9 protein-coding genes are annotated in these 18,795 nt (G+C 73.6%); 6 read left to right on the top strand and 3 right to left on the bottom strand.

Annotation, left to right across the window (positions count from 1 at the left end; translation table 11 throughout):
• The first annotated feature begins 28 nt into the window (after positions 1 to 28).
• Genes K7787_RS00110 through K7787_RS00100 form a run of 3 tightly spaced genes read left to right on the top strand, consistent with a single transcriptional unit; the run spans position 29 to position 3,032 of the window.
• The gene (locus tag K7787_RS00110) at positions 29 to 1,372 is read left to right on the top strand and encodes a cation:proton antiporter (protein ID WP_247720380.1); all 1,344 of its coding nucleotides are present in this window, start codon (positions 29 to 31) and stop codon (positions 1,370 to 1,372) included.
• The gene (locus K7787_RS00105) at positions 1,369 to 2,313 is read left to right on the top strand and encodes a TauD/TfdA family dioxygenase (protein WP_223000020.1); all 945 of its coding nucleotides are present in this window, start codon (positions 1,369 to 1,371) and stop codon (positions 2,311 to 2,313) included. Before K7787_RS00110 ends, K7787_RS00105 begins: the two co-directional genes overlap by 4 nt.
• Positions 2,310 to 3,032: a thioesterase II family protein gene (locus tag K7787_RS00100; RefSeq protein ID WP_223000019.1), complete on the top strand. Its 723-nt coding sequence runs from the start codon at positions 2,310 to 2,312 to the stop codon at positions 3,030 to 3,032. The genes K7787_RS00105 and K7787_RS00100 overlap by 4 nt, the downstream gene beginning before the upstream one ends.
• 77 nt (positions 3,033 to 3,109) lie before the next feature.
• Here the strand turns inward: K7787_RS00100 and K7787_RS00095 are convergent, their stop codons facing one another.
• Together K7787_RS00095 and K7787_RS00090 are read right to left on the bottom strand one after the other, a co-directional pair.
• A complete protein-coding gene (locus K7787_RS00095) occupies positions 3,110 to 5,584 on the bottom strand; it encodes an ABC transporter permease (protein WP_223000018.1) in 2,475 nt (824 codons plus the stop codon).
• A complete protein-coding gene (locus K7787_RS00090) occupies positions 5,578 to 6,300 on the bottom strand; it encodes an ABC transporter ATP-binding protein (RefSeq protein ID WP_106434005.1) in 723 nt (240 codons plus the stop codon). The genes K7787_RS00095 and K7787_RS00090 overlap by 7 nt, the downstream gene beginning before the upstream one ends.
• Before the next feature lie 190 nt (positions 6,301 to 6,490).
• Here K7787_RS00090 and K7787_RS00085 point away from each other — a divergent pair, with 190 nt between their 5' ends.
• The 3 genes from K7787_RS00085 to K7787_RS00075 are packed head-to-tail and all read left to right on the top strand — an operon-like array spanning position 6,491 to position 8,900.
• Positions 6,491 to 6,703: an MbtH family protein gene (locus tag K7787_RS00085; RefSeq protein ID WP_009191144.1), complete on the top strand. Its 213-nt coding sequence runs from the start codon at positions 6,491 to 6,493 to the stop codon at positions 6,701 to 6,703.
• Positions 6,700 to 7,668: an ornithine carbamoyltransferase gene (locus K7787_RS00080; protein ID WP_223000017.1), complete on the top strand. Its 969-nt coding sequence runs from the start codon at positions 6,700 to 6,702 to the stop codon at positions 7,666 to 7,668. The genes K7787_RS00085 and K7787_RS00080 overlap by 4 nt, the downstream gene beginning before the upstream one ends.
• Complete coding sequence (locus K7787_RS00075; RefSeq protein ID WP_223000016.1) at positions 7,665 to 8,900, top strand: MFS transporter; 1,236 nt, start codon at positions 7,665 to 7,667, stop codon at positions 8,898 to 8,900. Before K7787_RS00080 ends, K7787_RS00075 begins: the two co-directional genes overlap by 4 nt.
• Positions 8,901 to 9,218: 318 nt before the next feature.
• Here K7787_RS00075 and K7787_RS00070 read toward each other — a convergent pair whose 3' ends face one another.
• Positions 9,219 to 18,659, bottom strand: a complete 9,441-nt coding sequence (locus tag K7787_RS00070) for a non-ribosomal peptide synthetase (RefSeq protein WP_223000015.1) — start codon at positions 18,657 to 18,659, stop codon at positions 9,219 to 9,221.
• Between the last annotated feature and the right edge of the window lie 136 nt (positions 18,660 to 18,795).

The raw sequence follows: 18,795 nt of genomic DNA, 5'->3' as shown, positions 1-18,795 counted from the left end.
GATTGCCCCCGAATTGACGCTCGGCCGCATGCAGAGAGCCGTGGCGCCGGTGGTGCCTCTTCCCGCGGACAGTGTGACGTCCTTCCTCCTCCAGGCGGGCGCGCTTTTGGCCACCGCCGTCGTCCTCGGCGGGCTGGCCCGGCGGGTGGGCCTGCCCGCGATCGTCGGGGAGCTGAGCGCCGGCGTGCTGCTCGGCCCCTCGGTGCTGGGCGCCCTCGGGATCTGGGACGGCCCGAGCACCGAGCAGCTGCATCTGCTCGACGCCGCGGGCCTGCTCGGCGTACTGCTGCTCGTCGGCTGCTCCGGCACCGAACTCGACCTGCGGATGGTGCGCAAACGGGGCGCCACCGCGGCCAGGGTCAGCATCGGCGGACTGCTGATCCCGCTCGCCCTCGGGGTCGCGGCGGGCTTCGTCGTCCCGCTGTCCCTGCTGTCGCCGGGCGGGGACCGCACCGTCGTCGCGCTGTTCCTCGGCGTCGCCATGTGCGTGAGCGCCATCCCCGTCATCGCCAAGACGCTCCTCGACATGAATCTGCTGCACCGCAACGTCGGCCAGCTGACGCTGACCGCGGCCGTCATCGACGACGTCTTCGGCTGGATGATGCTGTCCGTGGTGTCCGCGATGGCCACCACCGGCCTGCGCACCGGCACCGTCGTCGGCTCCGCCCTCACGATCGCCGCCGTGGTCCTGTTCGCCGCGTTCGTGCTGCGGCCGCTGGCCCGCGCGGTGTTCCGGCGCGGCCCGGTGCTCGGCCCTGCGGTGGTGATCATCCTGCTGGGTTCGGCCGGCACCCAGGCCCTGAGGCTGGAGGCGGTGTTCGGCGCCTTCGTCTGCGGCGTGGTGATCGCGTCGGTGCTGCCGCGCCCGGAGGCCCTGGCGCCGCTGCGCACGGTCGTCCTGACCGTCCTGGCCCCCCTGTTCTTCGCCCTGGCCGGTCTGCGGATGGACCTGACCGCGCTGGCCGACCCCGAGGTCGCCGCGTTCGCCGCGACCATCCTGCTCCTCGCCGTTGCCGGCAAGTTCGCCGGCGCCGGGATCGGCGCGCTCGCCAGTGGCCTGACCCGGTGGGAGGCGTTGGCCTGCGCCGCCGGCATGAACGCCCGGGGCGTGATCGAGGTGATCGTCGCGATGGCCGGCCTGCGGCTCGGCGTCCTCAACAGCTCCGCCTACACCTCGATCGTGCTCGTCGCCGTCGTCACCTCGCTGATGGCCCCGCCGTTCCTGCGCATGGCCATGAACAGGATCGAGCACACCGCCGAGGAACAGCTGCGCCTCAACTGGCGGCCGGAGGCCGGAGAACCGTTCGGCGAACCCCTCGGCAAGACCTTCGACAACGTCCGCGACAAGGAAGAGAAATCGGAGATCTCATGAGCCTGCCCCATGTCATCCAAGGCGGCCCCGGCGGCCCGGCCCTCGCCGAGTACGCCGGCCGCCACCGCGACCTGCTGCGCACCGAGCTGACCCGGCACGGCGCCGTGCTGCTGCGCGGCTTCGCCGCGGGCCCCGATCTGCTGCGGGAGGTGGACGCGACGGTCCGGGCGTTCTCGGGGCCGCCGCTCGAGTACGCGGAGCAGTCCTCCCCCCGCACCGCACTGAAGGGGAACATCTACACCTCGACCGACTACCCGCCGGACGAGGAGATCTTCCTGCACAACGAGAACTCGTACCAGGCGTCCTGGCCGGGCGTCCTCTTCTTCACCTGCGTCGAGCCGCCCCTCACCCGGGGAGCGACCCCGCTCGCCGACATCCGCGAGATCCACCGGTCGATCGACCCGGCGGTCCGCGCGGAGTTCGAGGAGCGCGGCTGGATGGTCGTGCGCAACTACCGGCCGCGCTTCGGCGTCGACTGGCGGATCTCCTTCGGCACCGAGGACAAGGCCGAGATCGCCCGGCTCTGCGAGACCCGGGATCTGAACTGGTCCTGGGAGGACGGCGACGTGCTGCGCACCGAGGGCGTCCGCCAGGCCGTGCACCGGCACCCGGTGACCGGCGAGCCCGTGTGGTTCAACCACATCACGTTCTTCCACAACAGCACGCTGCCCGAGGACGTACGCGAAGGCCTGCTCGAACTCTTCGGGGACCGCGGCCTGCCGACCAACAGCTACTACGGCGACGGCGGCACGATCCCCGACGACGTCGTCGCCCACCTGCGCGACCGCTACCGCGCCGCCTCCCGCAGATTCGACTGGGAGCGCGGCGACGTCCTGCTCGTCGACAACATGCTGGCGGCGCACGGCCGCGAGCCGTTCACCGGCCCGCGCAGGATAGCCGTCGCCATGGCCGAGCCGCTGGTCCCGGCAGGTCTGGAGTGAGCTGGTTCCGGACGTTCATCGAGCGCCCCGAGGCCCGTGTCCGCCTGGTCTGCCTTCCTTACGCAGGCGGCGGTGCGGGCCTCTACCGTGCGCTGGCCCAGCGGTTGACGCCCCGGATCGAGGTCGTGGCCGTGCAGTACCCGGGCCGCCAGGACCGGCGGTCCGAGGCCCCGATCGACGACCTGGCGGCCCTCGCCGACCGGATCGCGGACGAACTGACCGCGCTGGACGGCCCGCCGCCGGCCCTGTTCGGGCACAGCCTGGGCGCCACCGTCGGCTTCGAGGTGGCCCGCCGGATGCTGCCGAGGTTCCCCTCCCCGGTGACCCGGCTGTTCGTCTCCGCCCGCCGGGCGCCCGCCGACCACCGGCCGAGCGGACGCGACTTCCGTGACGACGCCGTGCTGCGCTCCTGGGCGCGGCGGGCGGGCGACACCGCCCGGCAGGCCGTGTCCGACCCGGACCTGTGGCAGTTGGCGGCGCCGTCGCTGGCCGCTGACCTCACCATGTCGGAGACGTACGCGGCCCGGCCCGGCGCCAAGGTGACCTGCCCGGTCACCGCGATCGCCGGCAGCGCCGACCACGGCTGCGGCGTCGAGGAGATGGAACGCTGGAAGGCGCACACCATCGGCGGCTTCACGGTCGAGGAGGTGAAGGGCGACCACTACTTCGTCGACGATCCGACCGACGAGCTCTGCCGGATCGTCGAGGACGCGGTCTGAACCGGCCGGACGTGCGAGAGGGGCGGGATCCCCGGTGGATCCCGCCCCTTGCGTGTGCCCGCCTCGCCCTCGCGGCGCTACTCGCCCTTGCCGACCAGGTCGAGCAGCCGGCCGCGCAGGAAGAAGCGGGTGGCGACGACGGCGACGACCACCGCGACCACCCCGCAGACGGCGGCGATGCCGGCGATGGACGCCCACGGCACGGAGAAGGCGAAGTGGTCGGCCAGTTCGGTGAGCGCGGCCCGCTGGGCGACGATCACCAGTCCCGCGGCGATCGCGCCGAGGATGCCTCCGGCGACCACCGCGACCGCGGTCTCCGCGCCGACGAACTTGAGCGTCTCGCGCCGGGTGGCGCCCGTCAGGTTCAGTCCCGCGAGTTCCCTGCGCCGGCCGGGGGCCGCCATCACCAGGGTGTTGGCGAGCGAGAGCAGCGCGTAGCCCATGGCGAGCCCGAACACGATCCGGGTCGCGAGCTGCGCCTGGTCCTGCTTCTCGGCGCGCATGCGGTCCAGGTACTCGTCCATCGGCGCGACCTCGGCGGGCTGGCCCGCCACCGCCTTGCGCAGCGCGGCGGCCACCGCGGCGGCGTCGGCGCCCTCGTCCACCTTGACGTCGATCCTGGACGGCTCGCCGCCGGCCGCGTGATCGGCGGACACATAGCCGCGCTCACCGAGCACGGAGGCCCCGGTGAGCGCCGCGACCGTCAGGTTCGTCGTCGTGCCGTCGGGCAGCCCGGCCGTCACCTTGTCGCCGACCTTCATGCCGAACTCGTCGGCGGTCGCCTTGTCGAGCACCAGCTGATCGCTGCCGAACCGGTCGAGCGAGCCGGAGTCGACCTTCAGGGCCTGGGTGGCGGCCAGCGCCGACGGATCCACCGCCCAGGTGGACAGCGTGCCGATGTAACGCTTGTGCTCGCCGGACAGCCGCAGTTCGCCGAAGGTGAGCACGGCGGCCTCGGCGCCCGGCACCTCGCGCACCTTCTGCGCGGCCGCGGGGCTGATGGTCGCGCCGTCGTCGGCGACCACGGTGAAGTCCGCCCTGGTCTGCGCCTGGAGATCCGCGTTGCCCGCGGCGCCCGCGGCGAGCGGAGCCGTCAGCAGGGCGCCGCCGAGCCCGATGGCGATGACCACGGGCGCCGCCACCGACGAGGTGCGGCGGCTGGCGAACAGCACACCCTCTCGTACGATCATGGCTCCCGCCCCGAGCCTGCTCAGCGGCCAGGAGGCGAGGAACAGCACCGGGCGCAGCAGCAGCGGCGTCAGCAGCGCGCAGGCGCCGACGATCAGCACCGGAACCGGGAAGAAGCTCTGCATGCTCATCGCGGTGAGCGGGTTGTTCATGGCGGAGGCGCCCTGTTGCAGGCCGAGCGCGAGCAGCACCAGACCCGTCAGGATGCGGAAGGGGGCGAGCACCCGGCGCTTGCCGGTCGCCTCGCGCAGCGCCTCGGCGGGCTTGACCCGGCCCGCCTTCCACGACACCGCGGCGGTGCCGACGAGCGCGGTGAACAGACCGACCGCGAAGGCGATGATCAGCGGCGGCCAGACGAAGCCGATCTCGAACCAGCCGGGGGCGATGCCCTGGTCGATCATGAAGTGCTGCAGCGGCGCGGTCCCTTGGGAGCCGATCGCACAGCCCACCGCGGAGGCGAACGCGGCCAGCAGCAGCGCCTCGGTGATGACCATCCGCCGCACCTGCCCGGGGGTCGCCCCGATGGAGCGGAACAGGGCGAGTTCGCGGCGGCGCTGGTCGACGACGAACGCGAACGTGGCGACCAGGACGAAGACCGCGACGAACGCCACGATCATCAGCGAGGTGCCCGCCATGCCCTCGGCGTCCAGCAGCTGTTCGCGGCCGCCCTCCTGGTCGACCTCGGCGAACAGCCGGTCGTCGCCGGTCAGCACGCTGGTGCCGGGCGCCGCCGCACGGACCCGGTCGGGCGCTCCGTACGCCACGACGGCCTGGACGCCGGGCGACAGTCTCCTCGCCTCGGCGTCGGTGAAGAACACGGCGTTCTCGAACCGGACCAGTTCGGTGACGCCGACCACCTTGTAGTGGCGGACGCCGCCGGCCACAAAGACCCCGACCGTGTCGCCCACCAGGGACGGGTCGCCGCCGCCGACCACGATCTCGTCGGCGGCGCGCGGGGCTCGGCCCTCGGCCAGCTCGTAGGGGGTGAACGCGGCGGCCGACCAGGCGTGCCCGACCTGGTCGCCGGGGCCGTCCGCGACGCGGGCGGGGAACGACCGGTCCTCGACCGTCCTGCCGGTCTTCGCCAGCGCGGTCACGGTGGCTGCCGGGAGGTCGCCCGGGCGGGTGATCGGGAACTCCCTGGGATCACCGTCGTCCCCGTCGGTCAGCCGGTAGACGACCGGCTCGGTGACCACGGTCGGGGCGTCGGCGTAGCGCTGCGGCCCCGACTTGACGCTGGTGCCGACGGCCCACAGGGCGAGGATCATCATGGCGATGACGCCGACGCCGAGCGCCAGCGCCACGAACGCCCCCGCGAAGGAGACGGCACGAGCCCGCACGGTCGCGAGCGCCAGCCTCACCATGACTTCTCCAGCTTGGTGATGCGCTCGGCGGCCAGCTCGGGAGTCGGCGACTCGAGCCAGCCGGCGATCCTGCCGTCCGCGAGGAAGACGATCTGGTCGGCGACGGACGCGGCGACCGGGTCGTGCGTCACCATGATGATCGTCTGTCCGTCCTGGTCGACGAGTTCACGCAGCCGCTCCATGACCTGACGCGACGACTTGGAGTCCAGGGCGCCGGTCGGCTCGTCGGCGAACAGCACCTTCGGGCGGGTGAGCAGCGCCCGCGCGATCGCGACGCGCTGCTGCTGGCCGCCGGACAGCTCGCCGGGGCGGTGCTGCTTGCGCTCGCCCAGACCGAGCCGTTCCAGTGCCCCGTCCACGTCCTTCCGCTTGGGCTTCTCGCCCGCGAGCATCAGCGGCAGAGCCACGTTCTGCCGTGCGGTCAGGGACGGGACGAGGTTGAAGGCCTGGAAGATGAAGCCCACATGGTGGCGCCGGAGCTTCGTCAGGGCGGTCTCGCTCAGGCCGGCCAGGGGGGTGCCGGCGAGCGTGACCTCGCCGGAGTCGACCCGGTCGATGCCCGCCGCGCACTGCAGCAGCGTCGACTTGCCCGAGCCGGAGGGGCCCATCACCGCGGTGAAGGCGCCCTCGGGGAAGTCGACCGTCACCTCGTTGAGGGCGTTGACCCGGTTGTCCCGTTTGCCGAATCCTCTGCTGACGGCCTCGAGCCGCACCATTGGCGTTCCCATATGCATGCACGGGACGGTAGATGTCCGATCTATATCCCAACCATGCTGCGACGACGGCTAGTTGAGATGTCCTGAATGCACAGCGAATATGGCTCGGTTATGGCGGTCTCCGAAGACTCGGCAGGGTCCGTCCTCGCATGGACCCCTTGTTCGCTCACCTGTTCACCGGAGGCAGGAAATGCACGCTGAGGAAACCGACGACCGCCGTTACCTCGTGGTACTGAACGACGAGGAGCAGTACTCCATCTGGTGGGCCGACCGGGACCTTCCGGCCGGCTGGCGCCAGGAGGGCACCGAGGGCACCAAGGCCGAGTGCCTGGAGCGGATCGGCCTGATCTGGACCGACCTGCGTCCGGCGAGCCTGCGACGCCGGATGGCCGCCGCCCGATGAGTTCCGTACGCAAGCTGGTGTCCCTGGAGGACCTCGGCGACGACGATCTGGAGCAGATCGTGCGCCGGGGCGTCTCCCACAGCGCGGGCACCTCCGTCCACCGGCAGCCGCTGGCCGGGCAGGTGGTGGGCGTCTACTTCGCGATGACGTCGACGAGGACCAGGACCGCGTTCTGGTCCTCGGCGCTGCGGCTCGGCGCCCAGGTGATCAGCTTCGGGCCCGGTGATCTGCAGACCAACACCGGTGAGGCGGCCGGGGACACCGGCCGGGTGCTCGCGGGCATGCTCGACCTGCTCGTCGCCCGCACCGGGCAGCCGACCGCCGAACTCCAGGAGTGGGCCGACCGGCACGGTCTGCCGGTGGTCAACGCGATGACGGCGGAGGAGCACCCCACCCAGGGGCTGGCCGATCTGACCACGCTGCGCCGCCACTTCGGCTCGCTCGACGGGCTGCGCGTCCTGTACGTCGGCGAGGGCAACAACACCGCGGCGGCCCTGGCGCTCGCGCTCGGCCGCACCCCCGGGGTGGAACTGGAGCTGCGTACGCCACCCGGCTACGGCCTGGACCCGCTGATCCTCGAGCGCGCCCAGACCCACGCCGGGCAGTACGGGGCCAAGGTCACCGAGCTGCACGCGATGGACCCCGCGCCCGGCGGCTTCGACGTCGTCTACACCACGCGCTGGCAGACCACGGGCACCAGCAAGCCCGACGCCGACTGGCGGGAGACCTTCCGGCCGTTCCGGGTCGACCGGTCGCTGTGGAAGGGCAGCCCGGACGCGGTCTTCCTGCACGACCTGCCCGCCCACCGGGGCGAGGAGGTCACCGCGGAGGTCCTCGACGGGCCGATGAGCCTGGCCTTCCAGCAGGCCGAGAACAAGATGCACAGCGCCATGGCGGTCCTCGAGTGGTGCCACGGCGCGCCCATGATGAATCCCGCCGAGACGGATGAGGTGTCTCTCAGATGACCACGACGACACCGAGCGGCGCGCCGGCCCGGGCCGGCGCGCCGCCGCCGTTGCGGCGCAACCGCGACTTCCTGCTGCTGTGGACCGGCGCGGGGGCCACCCAATTCGGCGCGCGCATCGGCGTGATCGCGTATCCGCTGCTGGTCCTGTGGGGCGACGGCACGGCCGCGGACGCCGGTCTCGTCGCCTTCGCCGGGCTGCTGCCCATGCTGGTCCTGCAGTTGCCGGCCGGCGTCGTGGTCGACCGCTGGGACCGGCGCCGTCTCATGCTCGTGTGCAACATGGTCGGGCTCGCCACCATGGTCAGTGTGGTGGCCGCGATCGTGGCCGACGCGGTGTGGCTGCCGCACCTCCTCGTCGCCGCCTTCGTGGACGGAGCGGCGACGATCTTCTACCAGCTGGCGGAGCGCACCGCCGTCAGGAACGTCGTCCACGAGGACCATCTGCCGTCCGCCCTCGCCCAGAACGAGGCGCGCGGCCGGGCCGCGGGCCTGCTCGGGCAGCCGGTCGGCGGCGCCGCGTTCGCCGTCGCCGGCTGGCTGCCCTTCGGGGCGGTCGCGGCCGGCCATCTGCTGTCCCTGATCAACCTCCGGCTGGTCAAGACGCCGTTCCAGGAGGAGCGCGCGCCGGGGGAGCGGGACTGGAAGGCGGAGGTGATGCAGGGGCTGTCCTGGCTGTGGGGCCAGAAGTTCCTGCGCGCGGCGATCGGCGTGGTGGCGGTCACCAACCTCCTCTTCCAGATCGTCAACATGGCCCCGCTGGTGGTCATCAAGGACCAGGGCGGCTCGGCGGCGCAGGTCGGTCTGATCGGCCTGGTCTCGGGCGTCGGCGGGGTCGTCGGCGCGCTCTCGGGCGGCAAGCTCCTGACCGGGATCCGCCTGCCGAACATCCTCATCGGCACGCTGGCGACCTGGTCGGTGCTGGTGCCCGTGGCGGCCCTCACCACGCGGTACTGGGCGATGCTCGTGCTGTACGCCGCGATGTCCGCGGCCGGTGCGGCGCTCAACGTCGGCGCCGGCGCGTACATGGCGCAGCTGGTGCCCGACGAGATCCACGGCAAGGCGATGAGCGCCGTCATGCTGTCCTCCTGGGGCGCCAACTCCCTCGGCGCCCTGGCAGCCGGCTTCCTCCTGGCGGCCTTCAGTACCGGCACGGTCCTGCTGGGCGTCTCGGCGGCCCTGCTGCTCTGCACCCTGGCGGCCGCCCTCAGCCCGTCGATCCGCCGTCAGTGACACCACCGCCGGTTCCCTCCGCGCCACAGGCCCTTCTCCCGCACCGGGAGGAGGGCCTGTCGCTTGTGGCCCGGCGCGGTCGGCCGCGGGCCGGTGGGGGCTGGTCGCGCGGTTCCCCGCGCCCCCGGGTGCGAGCTCCGCTCGCCCGGGGGAGGCTGCGCGCAGCGCATGCCTCAGGGGCGCGGGGAACCGCGCGACCAGTCACGACGAGAGCCGCACCCGTAGAACACCGCCGGGCCGCCCCTCAGGAGCCGCGCGCACAGAACACCGCCGGGCCGCCCCCTCAGGGACGGCCCGGCGTGATCCGCACGAGAGGCGCTAGCCGAGTGCCGTGCAGAGCCTTGCCGCCGTGCGGTAGGTGAAGACCTCCCGCACCGAGACGTTCACGCCGGCCCGGCGGAGCGCCTCCGTCGAGCGATAGGCGCGGATCGAGTCGCCGCCGAGGTCGAAGAAGTCGTCCTCGACGCCGAAGTCCGCCACCGGGAGGACCTCGCGCCAGGCGGCCACGACGCGTTCCTCCAGCGGCGTCCGGGCGGCGACCGGCTCGGCCTTGACGTACGCGTCGGAGCCCGGCGCCGGCAGGCCGCGCCGGTCGGTCTTGCCGGTGAGCGTGCGCGGGATCCGGTCCAGGAGCACATACGCGGACGGGATCATCGGCTCCGGCAGTACCCGGGCCAGCGCCCCGCGCAGGCCGGCGGGGGTCGCCCGCGGCGCCACCGCGTAGGCCACCAGGTCGCCGTCGACCGCCGTCACGGCCGCCTCGGTGACCAGACCGGTGGCGAGCAGCGCCGCGGCGACCTCGCCGGGCTCGACCCGGTGTCCACGGATCTTCAGCTGGCCGTCCGACCTGCCGAGGAACTCCAGCGAGCCGTCCGGGAGCCGGCGCACCCGGTCGCCGGTACGGAACCAGCGGACTCCGGGCGTGCCCGACGGATCCGGGACGAACCGCTCGGCGGTGGCCCCGGGGTCACCGAAGTAGCCCTCGGCCACGCCCACGCCCCCGAGATACAGCTCGCCGGGGACACCGTCCGGCACCGGATGCCCCGCCGCGTCCCGCGGCTCGGCGAGGACGCCGCGCAGGGGGCGGCCGATGACGCTGCGCGCACCCCGGGCGATGTCGTCCCGCGTGATGCGGTGCGCCGTGGCGTACACGGTGGCCTCCGTCGGGCCGTACAGGTTGAAGAGCGCCGTGTGCTCCAAGTGGTCCGCCCAGGGGGCCAGTTCCGCGAAGCGCACCTGCTCCCCGGCCAGCACCACCGTACGGACCCGGGGCTGCGCCCCCCGCGCGACCAGCTCCGTCAGACCGCGCAGCGCCGTGGGCGTCTGGCACAGCACGCTCACGCCCCGGTCGCCGATCAGATCGAGCAGCTCGCGGGGCGAGCGGGTGGTGCCGAGGTCGGGCACGACCAGCGTGCCGCCCGACAGCAGCGCGCCGAAGACCTCGAAGACCGACACGTCGAACGCGGGAGAGTGGGTCATCGCCCACACCTCGCCCTCCGCCACACCGATCCGCTCCAGGGCGGCCGTCACGACCGTGGCCGCCTGGGCGTGGCCCACGGCGACGCCCTTGGGACGTCCCGTCGAACCGGACGTGTAGATCACGTAGGCGCGTCCGCCCGCCGCCGCGGACGTGGCCGGAGCCGGCCCGTCGTCCCCGGCCGGCTCCACGCCGACCAGGCCCGGCAGTTCGAGCCCCGCCCCGCACACCGCGATCCGGGCCCCCGCGTCGGCCGCGTACGCGGTGAGCCGGGCCGTGGGCAGCGCGGGGTCGAGGGGCAGGAAGGCCGCGCCGGACTTCAGCACGCCGAGCAGTGCGACGACGAGGTCGGCGGAGCGTTCGACGTGCACGCCGACCACGCTCCCCGGACCCGCGCCCCGCGCGGCCAGCCGTGCGGCCACCCGGGCCGCGCGCCGGTCGAGTTCCGCGTACGAGAGGGAGACGTCCCCCGACACGACCGCGAGGCGCTCCGGGTACCGGGCCGCCCGCTCCCCGACCAGCTCGTGCAGCGTCGCCGCGACGTGCGCGGGCGGCTTTGCGGCCGGCGCCGCGCCGAGCGGCAGCGGGCCGCGGGCGTCGCCCCGCGGGTCGGCCGCCATCGCCTCCAGGACGGCCCGCAGCATCCGGCCGACGAGTTCGGCCTGGGCCCGGGACATGGCGCGCGGGTCGTGGCTCAGGCCGAGCCGGTCGGGCCGGGCGATCACGTTCAGCGCGAACTCGGTGCGCAGATTGCCGCCGCGCCCCGCCGCGACGTCCACGACGTCGGTGTCGACCCCGTGGAAGTCCACGAAGTTGAAGATGGTGTCGATCAGCCGGCCGGAGCTCCAGGACCGCTGCAGCGCCGGCATCGGGTAGCGGCGGTGCGGCCACAGACCGACCTCCTGCCGGAACACCGACCGCACCAGGTCGCGCCAGCTCGGCGCGCTCCGGTCCACCGGGAACGGCACGGTGTTGAGGTACATCCCGTGCACCCGGTCGGCGCCGATCCGCTCGGGCCTGGTGTCGCACACGAGGCCGACATGGACGTCCCGCTCGTCCGTGAGCGCCCCCATGACCTTGACGAACGCCGCGAGCAGCACGCTCTTCACGGAGGCCTGGGCGTCCGCGGCGAGCCGCCGCAGCGCGGGCTGGAGATCCGCGAGGCCGACGACGACGTCCTTCGTGTCGTCCGCGGCGTCCTGCGCACCGCCCCAGCTGTCGGGGAAGGCGAAGGGGACCCGGTCCGCGATGACGGACTGCCAGTACGCCCGGTCGTCCGCCGAGCCGAGCGAGGCGAGCTCCTCGGCCACGAAGTCCGCGTAGCGCACGGCCGGCGCCCGGTACGGCTCCGGTGCGAGCCCGTCGCGCACCCGCCGGTAGCAGGTCACCAGCTCCATCAGGAGCCGGTGGTACGTCCAGCCCTCGGTGATCAGATGGGCCTGGGTGAAGACGACGGTCCAGTGCCCGTCCGGCTCCAGGAGCACCGTCATCCGCAGCAGCGGCGCCCGCGTCAGGTCGAACAGGTCGCCCTGCCCGGCCGTCCCGAGCAGCACCGCCTCGACGTCCGCCGCGCTGCGGTCCCGCAGGTCCCGCACCTCTACGGGGACGTGCGCCCGCTCGTGGACGAGCTGCATCGGCACCGAGTACCCGGTCAGATGGACCGAGGTCCGCAGCATCTCGTGCCGCGCGGTCAGCTCGTCGACGGCCCGGCGGAACGCCTCAGCGTCGAAAGGCCGTTCGTCCTTGATCCGGAAGGAGGTGACGTCGTGATAGCTGTCGCGGCCGTCGCCGGAGAGCATCTCCACGGCCATCCCGATCTGGTTCTGCGCCAGCGGATAGGCGTCGGCGAGCCCGTCGGGCAGCAGCTTCCGGTCCTCCTCGGGCAGCAGCGCGAACGGCGCGACGACCCGCTGCGCCGCCTCGTCGAGCAACGGCCGCTCCGCCAGGGCCGCGCACAGCGCCGCGACGGTCCGCAGCTGGAAGATGTCCCGCACGGTCACGTCCAGGCCCTCGGCACGCAGCACGCCGACCAGCGTGACCGCCCGGATCGAGTCGCCGCCCAGGTCGAAGAAGGCGTTCTCCACGCCGACCTGAGCGACCGGCAGCGCGTCGAGCCAGGCCCGCGCGACCCGCCGCTCCAGCGGCGTGCGCGGCTCCACGTACGCCTCCTGCGTGAACGCCGAGGAGCCGGGCGCGGGCAGGGCCTTGCGGTCGACCTTCCCGTTCGGGGTGAGCGGGATCGACTCCAGCGTGACGAACGCGGCCGGGATCATGTACTCGGGCAGCGTGGGGGCCAGCGCCGCCTTCAGGGCGGCCGGGTCGGTCTCCGCGTCGGCCACCACGTACGCGACCGGCTGCCCCTCGCGGAGCGCGACGACGGCGTTCCCGACCAGCCCCGTCGCGGTGATCGCGAGCTCGATCTCGCCCAGCTCCACCCGGTGCCCGCGGATCTTCACCTGGTCGTCGACGCGCCCCAGGTACTCCAGGCTGCCGTCCGGCCGCCAGCGGGCCAGGTCGCCGGTGCGGTAGAGCCGGTCGCCGGGGCGCCCGCCGAACGGGTCGGGGACGAACCGCTCGGCGGTCAGCGCGGGACGGCCGCCGTAGCCGCGGGCCACGCCGGCGCCGCCCGCGTACAACTCGCCCGCGACGCCCACGGGGACGCGCTGCAGCTCGCCGTCGAGGACGTAGAGCTCGGTGTTGCGGACCACCTTGCCGATGGGCACCCGGTCCGCGGGCGCGTCCTCGGCGGTGAGGATCGCGTGCGTGATGTCGTCGGAGCACTCCGTCGGGCCGTATGCGTTGACCAGCGGGATCCCCGGGTAGCGCGCGAACCAGCGGGCGCACAGGTCCGGCGGCAGTTCCTCACCGGTGACCACGAGCCGGCGCAGCGCCCCGAGGGCGGGCGCGGGCGTGCCCAGGTCCCACAGGTCGAGGGCGGCGCGCAGCAGGGACGGGACCACTTCGAGGACGGTGACCGACTCGTCGGCGACCAGGGCGAACAGCGCCTTCGGGTCGAGCACCGCCGTCTGGTCCACGACCCGGGTGCGGCCTCCCGTGACCAGGCCGGCGAGCATCTGCCACACGGAGACGTCGAAGCCTTGAGAGGCGTTCTGCACGGTGGAGTCGGCGGCGGTCAGCGCGAGGTCCTCCGCCTTGGCGAGCAGATGGTTGCCCATGCCGCGCCGGTGCACCTGCACGCCCTTGGGGCGGCCGGTCGAGCCCGAGGTGTAGATGACGTAGGCGAGATGGGCCGGATCCGCGGGAAGACCGGCCGGGACCGGGCCGCTGTCCGGGTCCGTCGGCTCCTCGAACCGCATGACGCGGCCGGCGGTCAGCGCCGCGGGGGCGCCGCGACCGGTCAGCAGCAGCCGCGCGCCGGAGTCGGAGAGCATGTAGTCGAGCCGGTCCACGGGCAGCGACGGGTCGAGCGGCAGCCAGGCCGCGCCCGCCCTGAGCACCGCGAGCACCGAGACGACCAGGTCCGCGGAGCGGTCCATGCACACGGCCACGACCGTCTCGGGGCCCACATTCGCATCGGCGAGACGGCGGGCGAGACGGCCCGCGCGGGCGTCCAGCTCCCGGTAGGAGAGGGTGCCCGAGTCGTCGGTGAGCGCGGGCGCGTCAGGGGTCTCGCGGGCGAACCCGGCGACCGTCAGGGGCACGTCGAGCGTGAGCGGGGTGCGGACCTTCTCGGTCCAGGCGGCGAGCTGCCGGCGCTCCCCGGCGGGCAGCCGGACGGCCCGCGCGTCCGCCTCCGGATCAGCGGCCATCGACTCCAGGACGGCGGCGAACATCGAGGCGATGCGGTCCGCGTTGCGCTCGTCCACGAAGCGGGGGTCCGCGGTGACCCAGATGTGGCCCACGCGCGAGGAGACGGTCAGCGGGAACTCGGTCGGGGAGTCGTCGGTCCCGGCCATGCCGACCAGATCGGTGTCGACCTGCCGGAAGTCCTGGTAGTTGAAGTAGACGTTGACCAGCCGCTGCCGGCCGGGCACGTCCCGCTGGATCAGCGGGAGCGGGTAGCGGCGGTGCGGCCACAGCTCCACCTCGCGGGCGAACGTACGGGAGACCAGCTCGCGCCAGGTCCGGGCGCCCCGGTCCACGGGGAACGGCAGGGTGTTGAGGTACATCCCGTAGACCGTGTCGGCGCCGGCCGCCTCCGGGCGGGCGTCGCAGACCAGCCCGGTGTGGAACGCGGGCTCGTCGGTGAGCTGGCTCATCACCTTCGTGTACGCGGCGACCATCACGCTCTTCAGCGAGGCGTCGGCCGCCCTGGCCAGCCGGCGCAGCCCGTCCTCCAGATGGGCCCAGGGGGTGCGGCGCACCAGGTAGCGCGAGCCGATCGGCAGCGTCGGGTCGCCCCAGCCGACGGGCACCCGCATCGGCGCGTAGCCGCTGGTGACCCCCTTCCAGTACGCGCGGTCGTCGGCCGAGTCGATGGACGCCAGCTCGGCGGCGATGAAGTCCGCGAACCGGACGGCCGGACGCTCGAACGGCGCCGGTTCGCGGCCGTCCCTGAGCCGGGCGTACAGATCGAGCAGCTCCATGATCAGGGTGTGGTGTCCCCAGCCCTCCAGGATCGGGTGGCACTCGGTGATGGACAGCCAGTACCCGCCGTCGTCGGTGACATGGGCGAACACCCGCATCAGGGTGGGAGTGCCCAGGTCGAACAGTTCCGCGCGGTCGCGGGCGGCGTACGCGGCGAGCGCGGCCCGCAGCTCTTCCTCGGGCAGCGGGCCGAGCACCTCCATGTCGACCGGCATCACCGCCTCGCCGTGCACCACCTGCATCGGCGCCGTGTATCCGGCCAGGTGCAGCGAGGTGCGCAGGATCTCGTGGCGCGCGACCGCGATCCGGGCCGCCTCGCGCCAGGCGTCCAGGGAGAACGGCTCCGGGTCCTTGATCCGGAACGAGGTGACGTTGTGGTAGCTGTTCTGCTCGTCCGCGAGCATCTCGACGAGCATGCCGATCTGGTTCTGCGACAGCGGATACGCGTCGGTGGCGCCCTCGGGCAGCCGCGCCCGGTCCTCGTCGCTGATCAGCGAGAACGGGGCGACGCTCTGGTCCCGGCCCTGGGCCAGCGCCGGACGGGCCGCGAGGAAGTCGCAGAGCCCGGCGACGCAGTGGTGGGCGAACACGTCCCGTACGGAGACGTCGTGTCCCGCCGTGCGCAGCGCCCCGACCAGCGCGACCGCGCGGATGGAGTCGCCGCCGAGGTCGAAGAAGCTGTCGTGGACGCCGACGTCGGCGACGGGAAGGATCTCGGCCCACACCGCGGCGACCTGCTGCTCCAGCGGAGTGCGCGGCGCCGTGCCGGCCGCGTCCGCGGCGGGCCCGGGGGCGGGCAGCGCCGCCGCGTCCAGTTTGCCGGCCGGGGTGAGCGGGATGCGCTCCAGGGCCTGGAAGGCGCCGGGGACCATGTACTCGGGCAGGGTCCGCGACAGCCAGTCGCGCAGCTCGGCCGAGGCCGGTTCGGCCCCGGCGGGCACGTAGTACGAGGCCAGCCTGCCGTCGACGGCGAGCACCCGGGCCTCGGTGACGGACGGGTGCGCGGTCAGGGCCGCCTCCACCTCCGCTGGCTCGACGCGGTAGCCGCGGATCTTCAGCTGCCGGTCCACGCGGCCCGCGAACTCGACGCTGCCGTCCAGGAGCACCCGGCCCAGGTCGCCGGTGCGGTAGATGCGGGCGCCGGGCGCCCCGAAGGGGTCGGGCAGGAACTTCTCGGCGGTCGCCTCCGGCCGGCCCACATAGCCGCGGGCCACGCCGGCGCCGCCGACGCAGACCTCGCCGACGACACCGGGCGGGACGGGGCAGAGGGATGCGTCGAGCACGTACATGGTGGTGGCGGGGATGGGGCGGCCGATGGGGACCACCTCGCGCTGCGGACCGGCCACCGGGTGCGTCGAGTTGCCCACGGTGATCTCGGTGGGCCCGTACTCGTTGATGAGCCGGCCGGCGCCGAGCAGCGCGTCCCAGCGCTCCGCGGTCGGGCCGAGCAGCGCGTCGCCGCCGGTGACGACCACGTGCGCGAGGCCGTTCACGTCGGCGTCGGCGAGCTGGTGGCCGAGCATGTCGAGGTGCCCGGGGGTGAGTTTGACGAACGCGTACGGGGCGCCGAGCGCCAGCTCCCGCCCCAGATCGGCCAGATCGAGGTTCTGCGGCAGCATGTGCACGGGAAGCCCCGCGAGCAGCGGCCCGTACAGCACCGGCACCACGACGTCCGAGGAGACCGTGGAGAACAGCGGGGCGCCCGTGCAGCCCGCGTCGCCGATGTACTCGGAGAGCACCCAGTCGAGGTGGACGGCCAGCGCGGAGTGCGAGATCTGCACGCCCTTGGGGCGGCCGGTCGAGCCCGAGGTGTAGATGATGTACGCCAGCGCGTCCGGACCGGGCGGCACGCGCGGCGCCGGTGCGGCGTCCCGCGGATCGGCCTCGTCCACGACCACGATCGTGCCCTCGAACTCCCCGGCGAGCCGCGCGGCCCTGGCCCGGTCGGTGACCAGCGCCTGTGCGCCGGAGTCGGCGAGCAGCGCGGCCCAGCGCTCCGCCGGGTACTCCGGATCGAGCGGGACGTAGCCGCCGCCCGCGCGCCAGGCGCCGAGCATGGCGGCGAGCAGATCGGGCCCGCGGTCGAGCAGCACGCCGACGACGGATTCCACCGCGACGCCCTCGCGGGCCAGCCGCCCGGCGATGACGCCCGCGCGGTCGTCGAGCTCCTGGAAGGTGGCGGTGCCCGCGCCGGTCACGGCGGGCGCGTCGGGCGTGGCCGCGGCCTGCTCGGTGAAGCGCTCCAGGACGGAGCGGTGCGGGCCGCCCGCCGCGCCCCGGCCGGCGGCGAGGAAGCGGTCCCGCTCGCCGTCGTCGAGGATCTCCAGGGCGGACACGGGGCGTTCGGGCGTGGCGGTCAGCGCGTCGAGCAGCCCGGCCAGGTGGCGGCCCATCCGGTCGACGGTCTCGCGGTCGAACAGGTCGGTGGCGTAGATGAGGCGGCCGGTGAGCGGGCCCGTCCTGGAGTCGCGCACCTGGAGTTCGAGGTCGCAGCGGGCCACGCCGCCGTCGGCGAGGAAGGGCTCGGCGGTGATGCCGGGCAGCGCGGGTCCCGCGCCGCCGCCCTCGTGCATCGTGAAGACGGCCTGGTACACCGGGGTGCGGGACAGGTCGCGCTCGGGCTCGACCTCCGCGACGACCTTCGCGAAGGGGACGGCCTGGTTGTCGTACGCGTCCAGGCTGCCGCGCTTGGCGGCGGCGACCAGCTCGGCGAACGAGTCACCGGCGCCCCAACGGTTCCTCAGGACCAGGGTGTTGACGCCGTAGCCGAGCATGCCCTGCAGTTCGGGGCGGCCTCGGCCGGAGACGACGGTGCCGACCGCCGCCTCGCGCCGGCCGGTGTAGCGGCCGAGCAGCAGCTGGTACGCGGCGAGCAGCACGGTGAAGACCGTGGTGTCCTGCGCCTCGGCGACGGCCCTGACCCGGTCGGCGACGGCATCGGACAGGACGAGGTCCACCTCGGCGCCGCCGTGGCCGCGCACCGGGGGGCGCGGGCGGTCGAAGGGCAGCTCCAGGGGTTCGAGCCCGGCGAGACGGGTCTTCCAGTAGGAGAGCCGGCGCGCGAACCGCTCACCGGAGGCCTGCCCCCGCTGCCAGGCCGCGAAGTCGGCGTACTGCAGGGCGGGCGGCGCCAGAGGCAGGTCGCGGCCCTCGGCGAACGCCGCGTAGGCCGTGGACAGTTCGGACACGAGGATGCCGGTGGACCAGGCGTCGCACGCTATGTGGTGCGAGACCAGCAGCAGGACGTGGTCGTCGTCGGCGATCCGGATCAGGCCGGCCCGCGTCGGCCAGTCGGCCGCCAGGTCGAAGGGCCGTGCGCACTCGCCCTCCACCACGGCGCGGGCGTCCGCCTCGGACGCGGCGCGGGTGACGGCGAGCGTGCCCGTACGGGGAGCGTCGACGAGTTGCTCGGGCTCGGTGCCGGTCAGCACGTGCCGGGTGCGCAGGATCTCGTGACGGGCGGTCATCGCGTCCCAGGCCCGGCCGAGCGCCGCCTCGTCGAGCGGCCCGCGCAGCCGGAACGCGACCGGGACCAGGTATTCGGTGCTGTCCGGGTCGAGCCGGCTGAGGAACCACATCTGCTCCTGCCCGAAGGAGAGCGGCAGGTGGCCGGACCGGTCGGCCGGCTCGATGCCCGCACGCGCCCGCCGCCCCCCTCCGGCCAGTCGCTGCCGCAGCAGTCGGGCGCGCACATCGTCGGCGGCCGGGGTCGTCGTGGATTCCTTCGGGGTCATCTCGGCCTCTCCCAGTTACGGATGCAACAGCCTGCCGATGCTGGCGAGGGCCGCCATACCCGCTCCATATTCGGGTGGTTGAAGTGATGTATTCGGGTGGTCGAAGTGATGTGACGGATGCTCGAGTGCGGTGCCG

This window comes from Streptomyces sennicomposti, assembly GCF_019890635.1.
Lineage (GTDB): Bacteria > Actinomycetota > Actinomycetes > Streptomycetales > Streptomycetaceae > Streptomyces > Streptomyces sennicomposti.
This window is presented reverse-complemented; position numbering and strand designations above follow the sequence as displayed.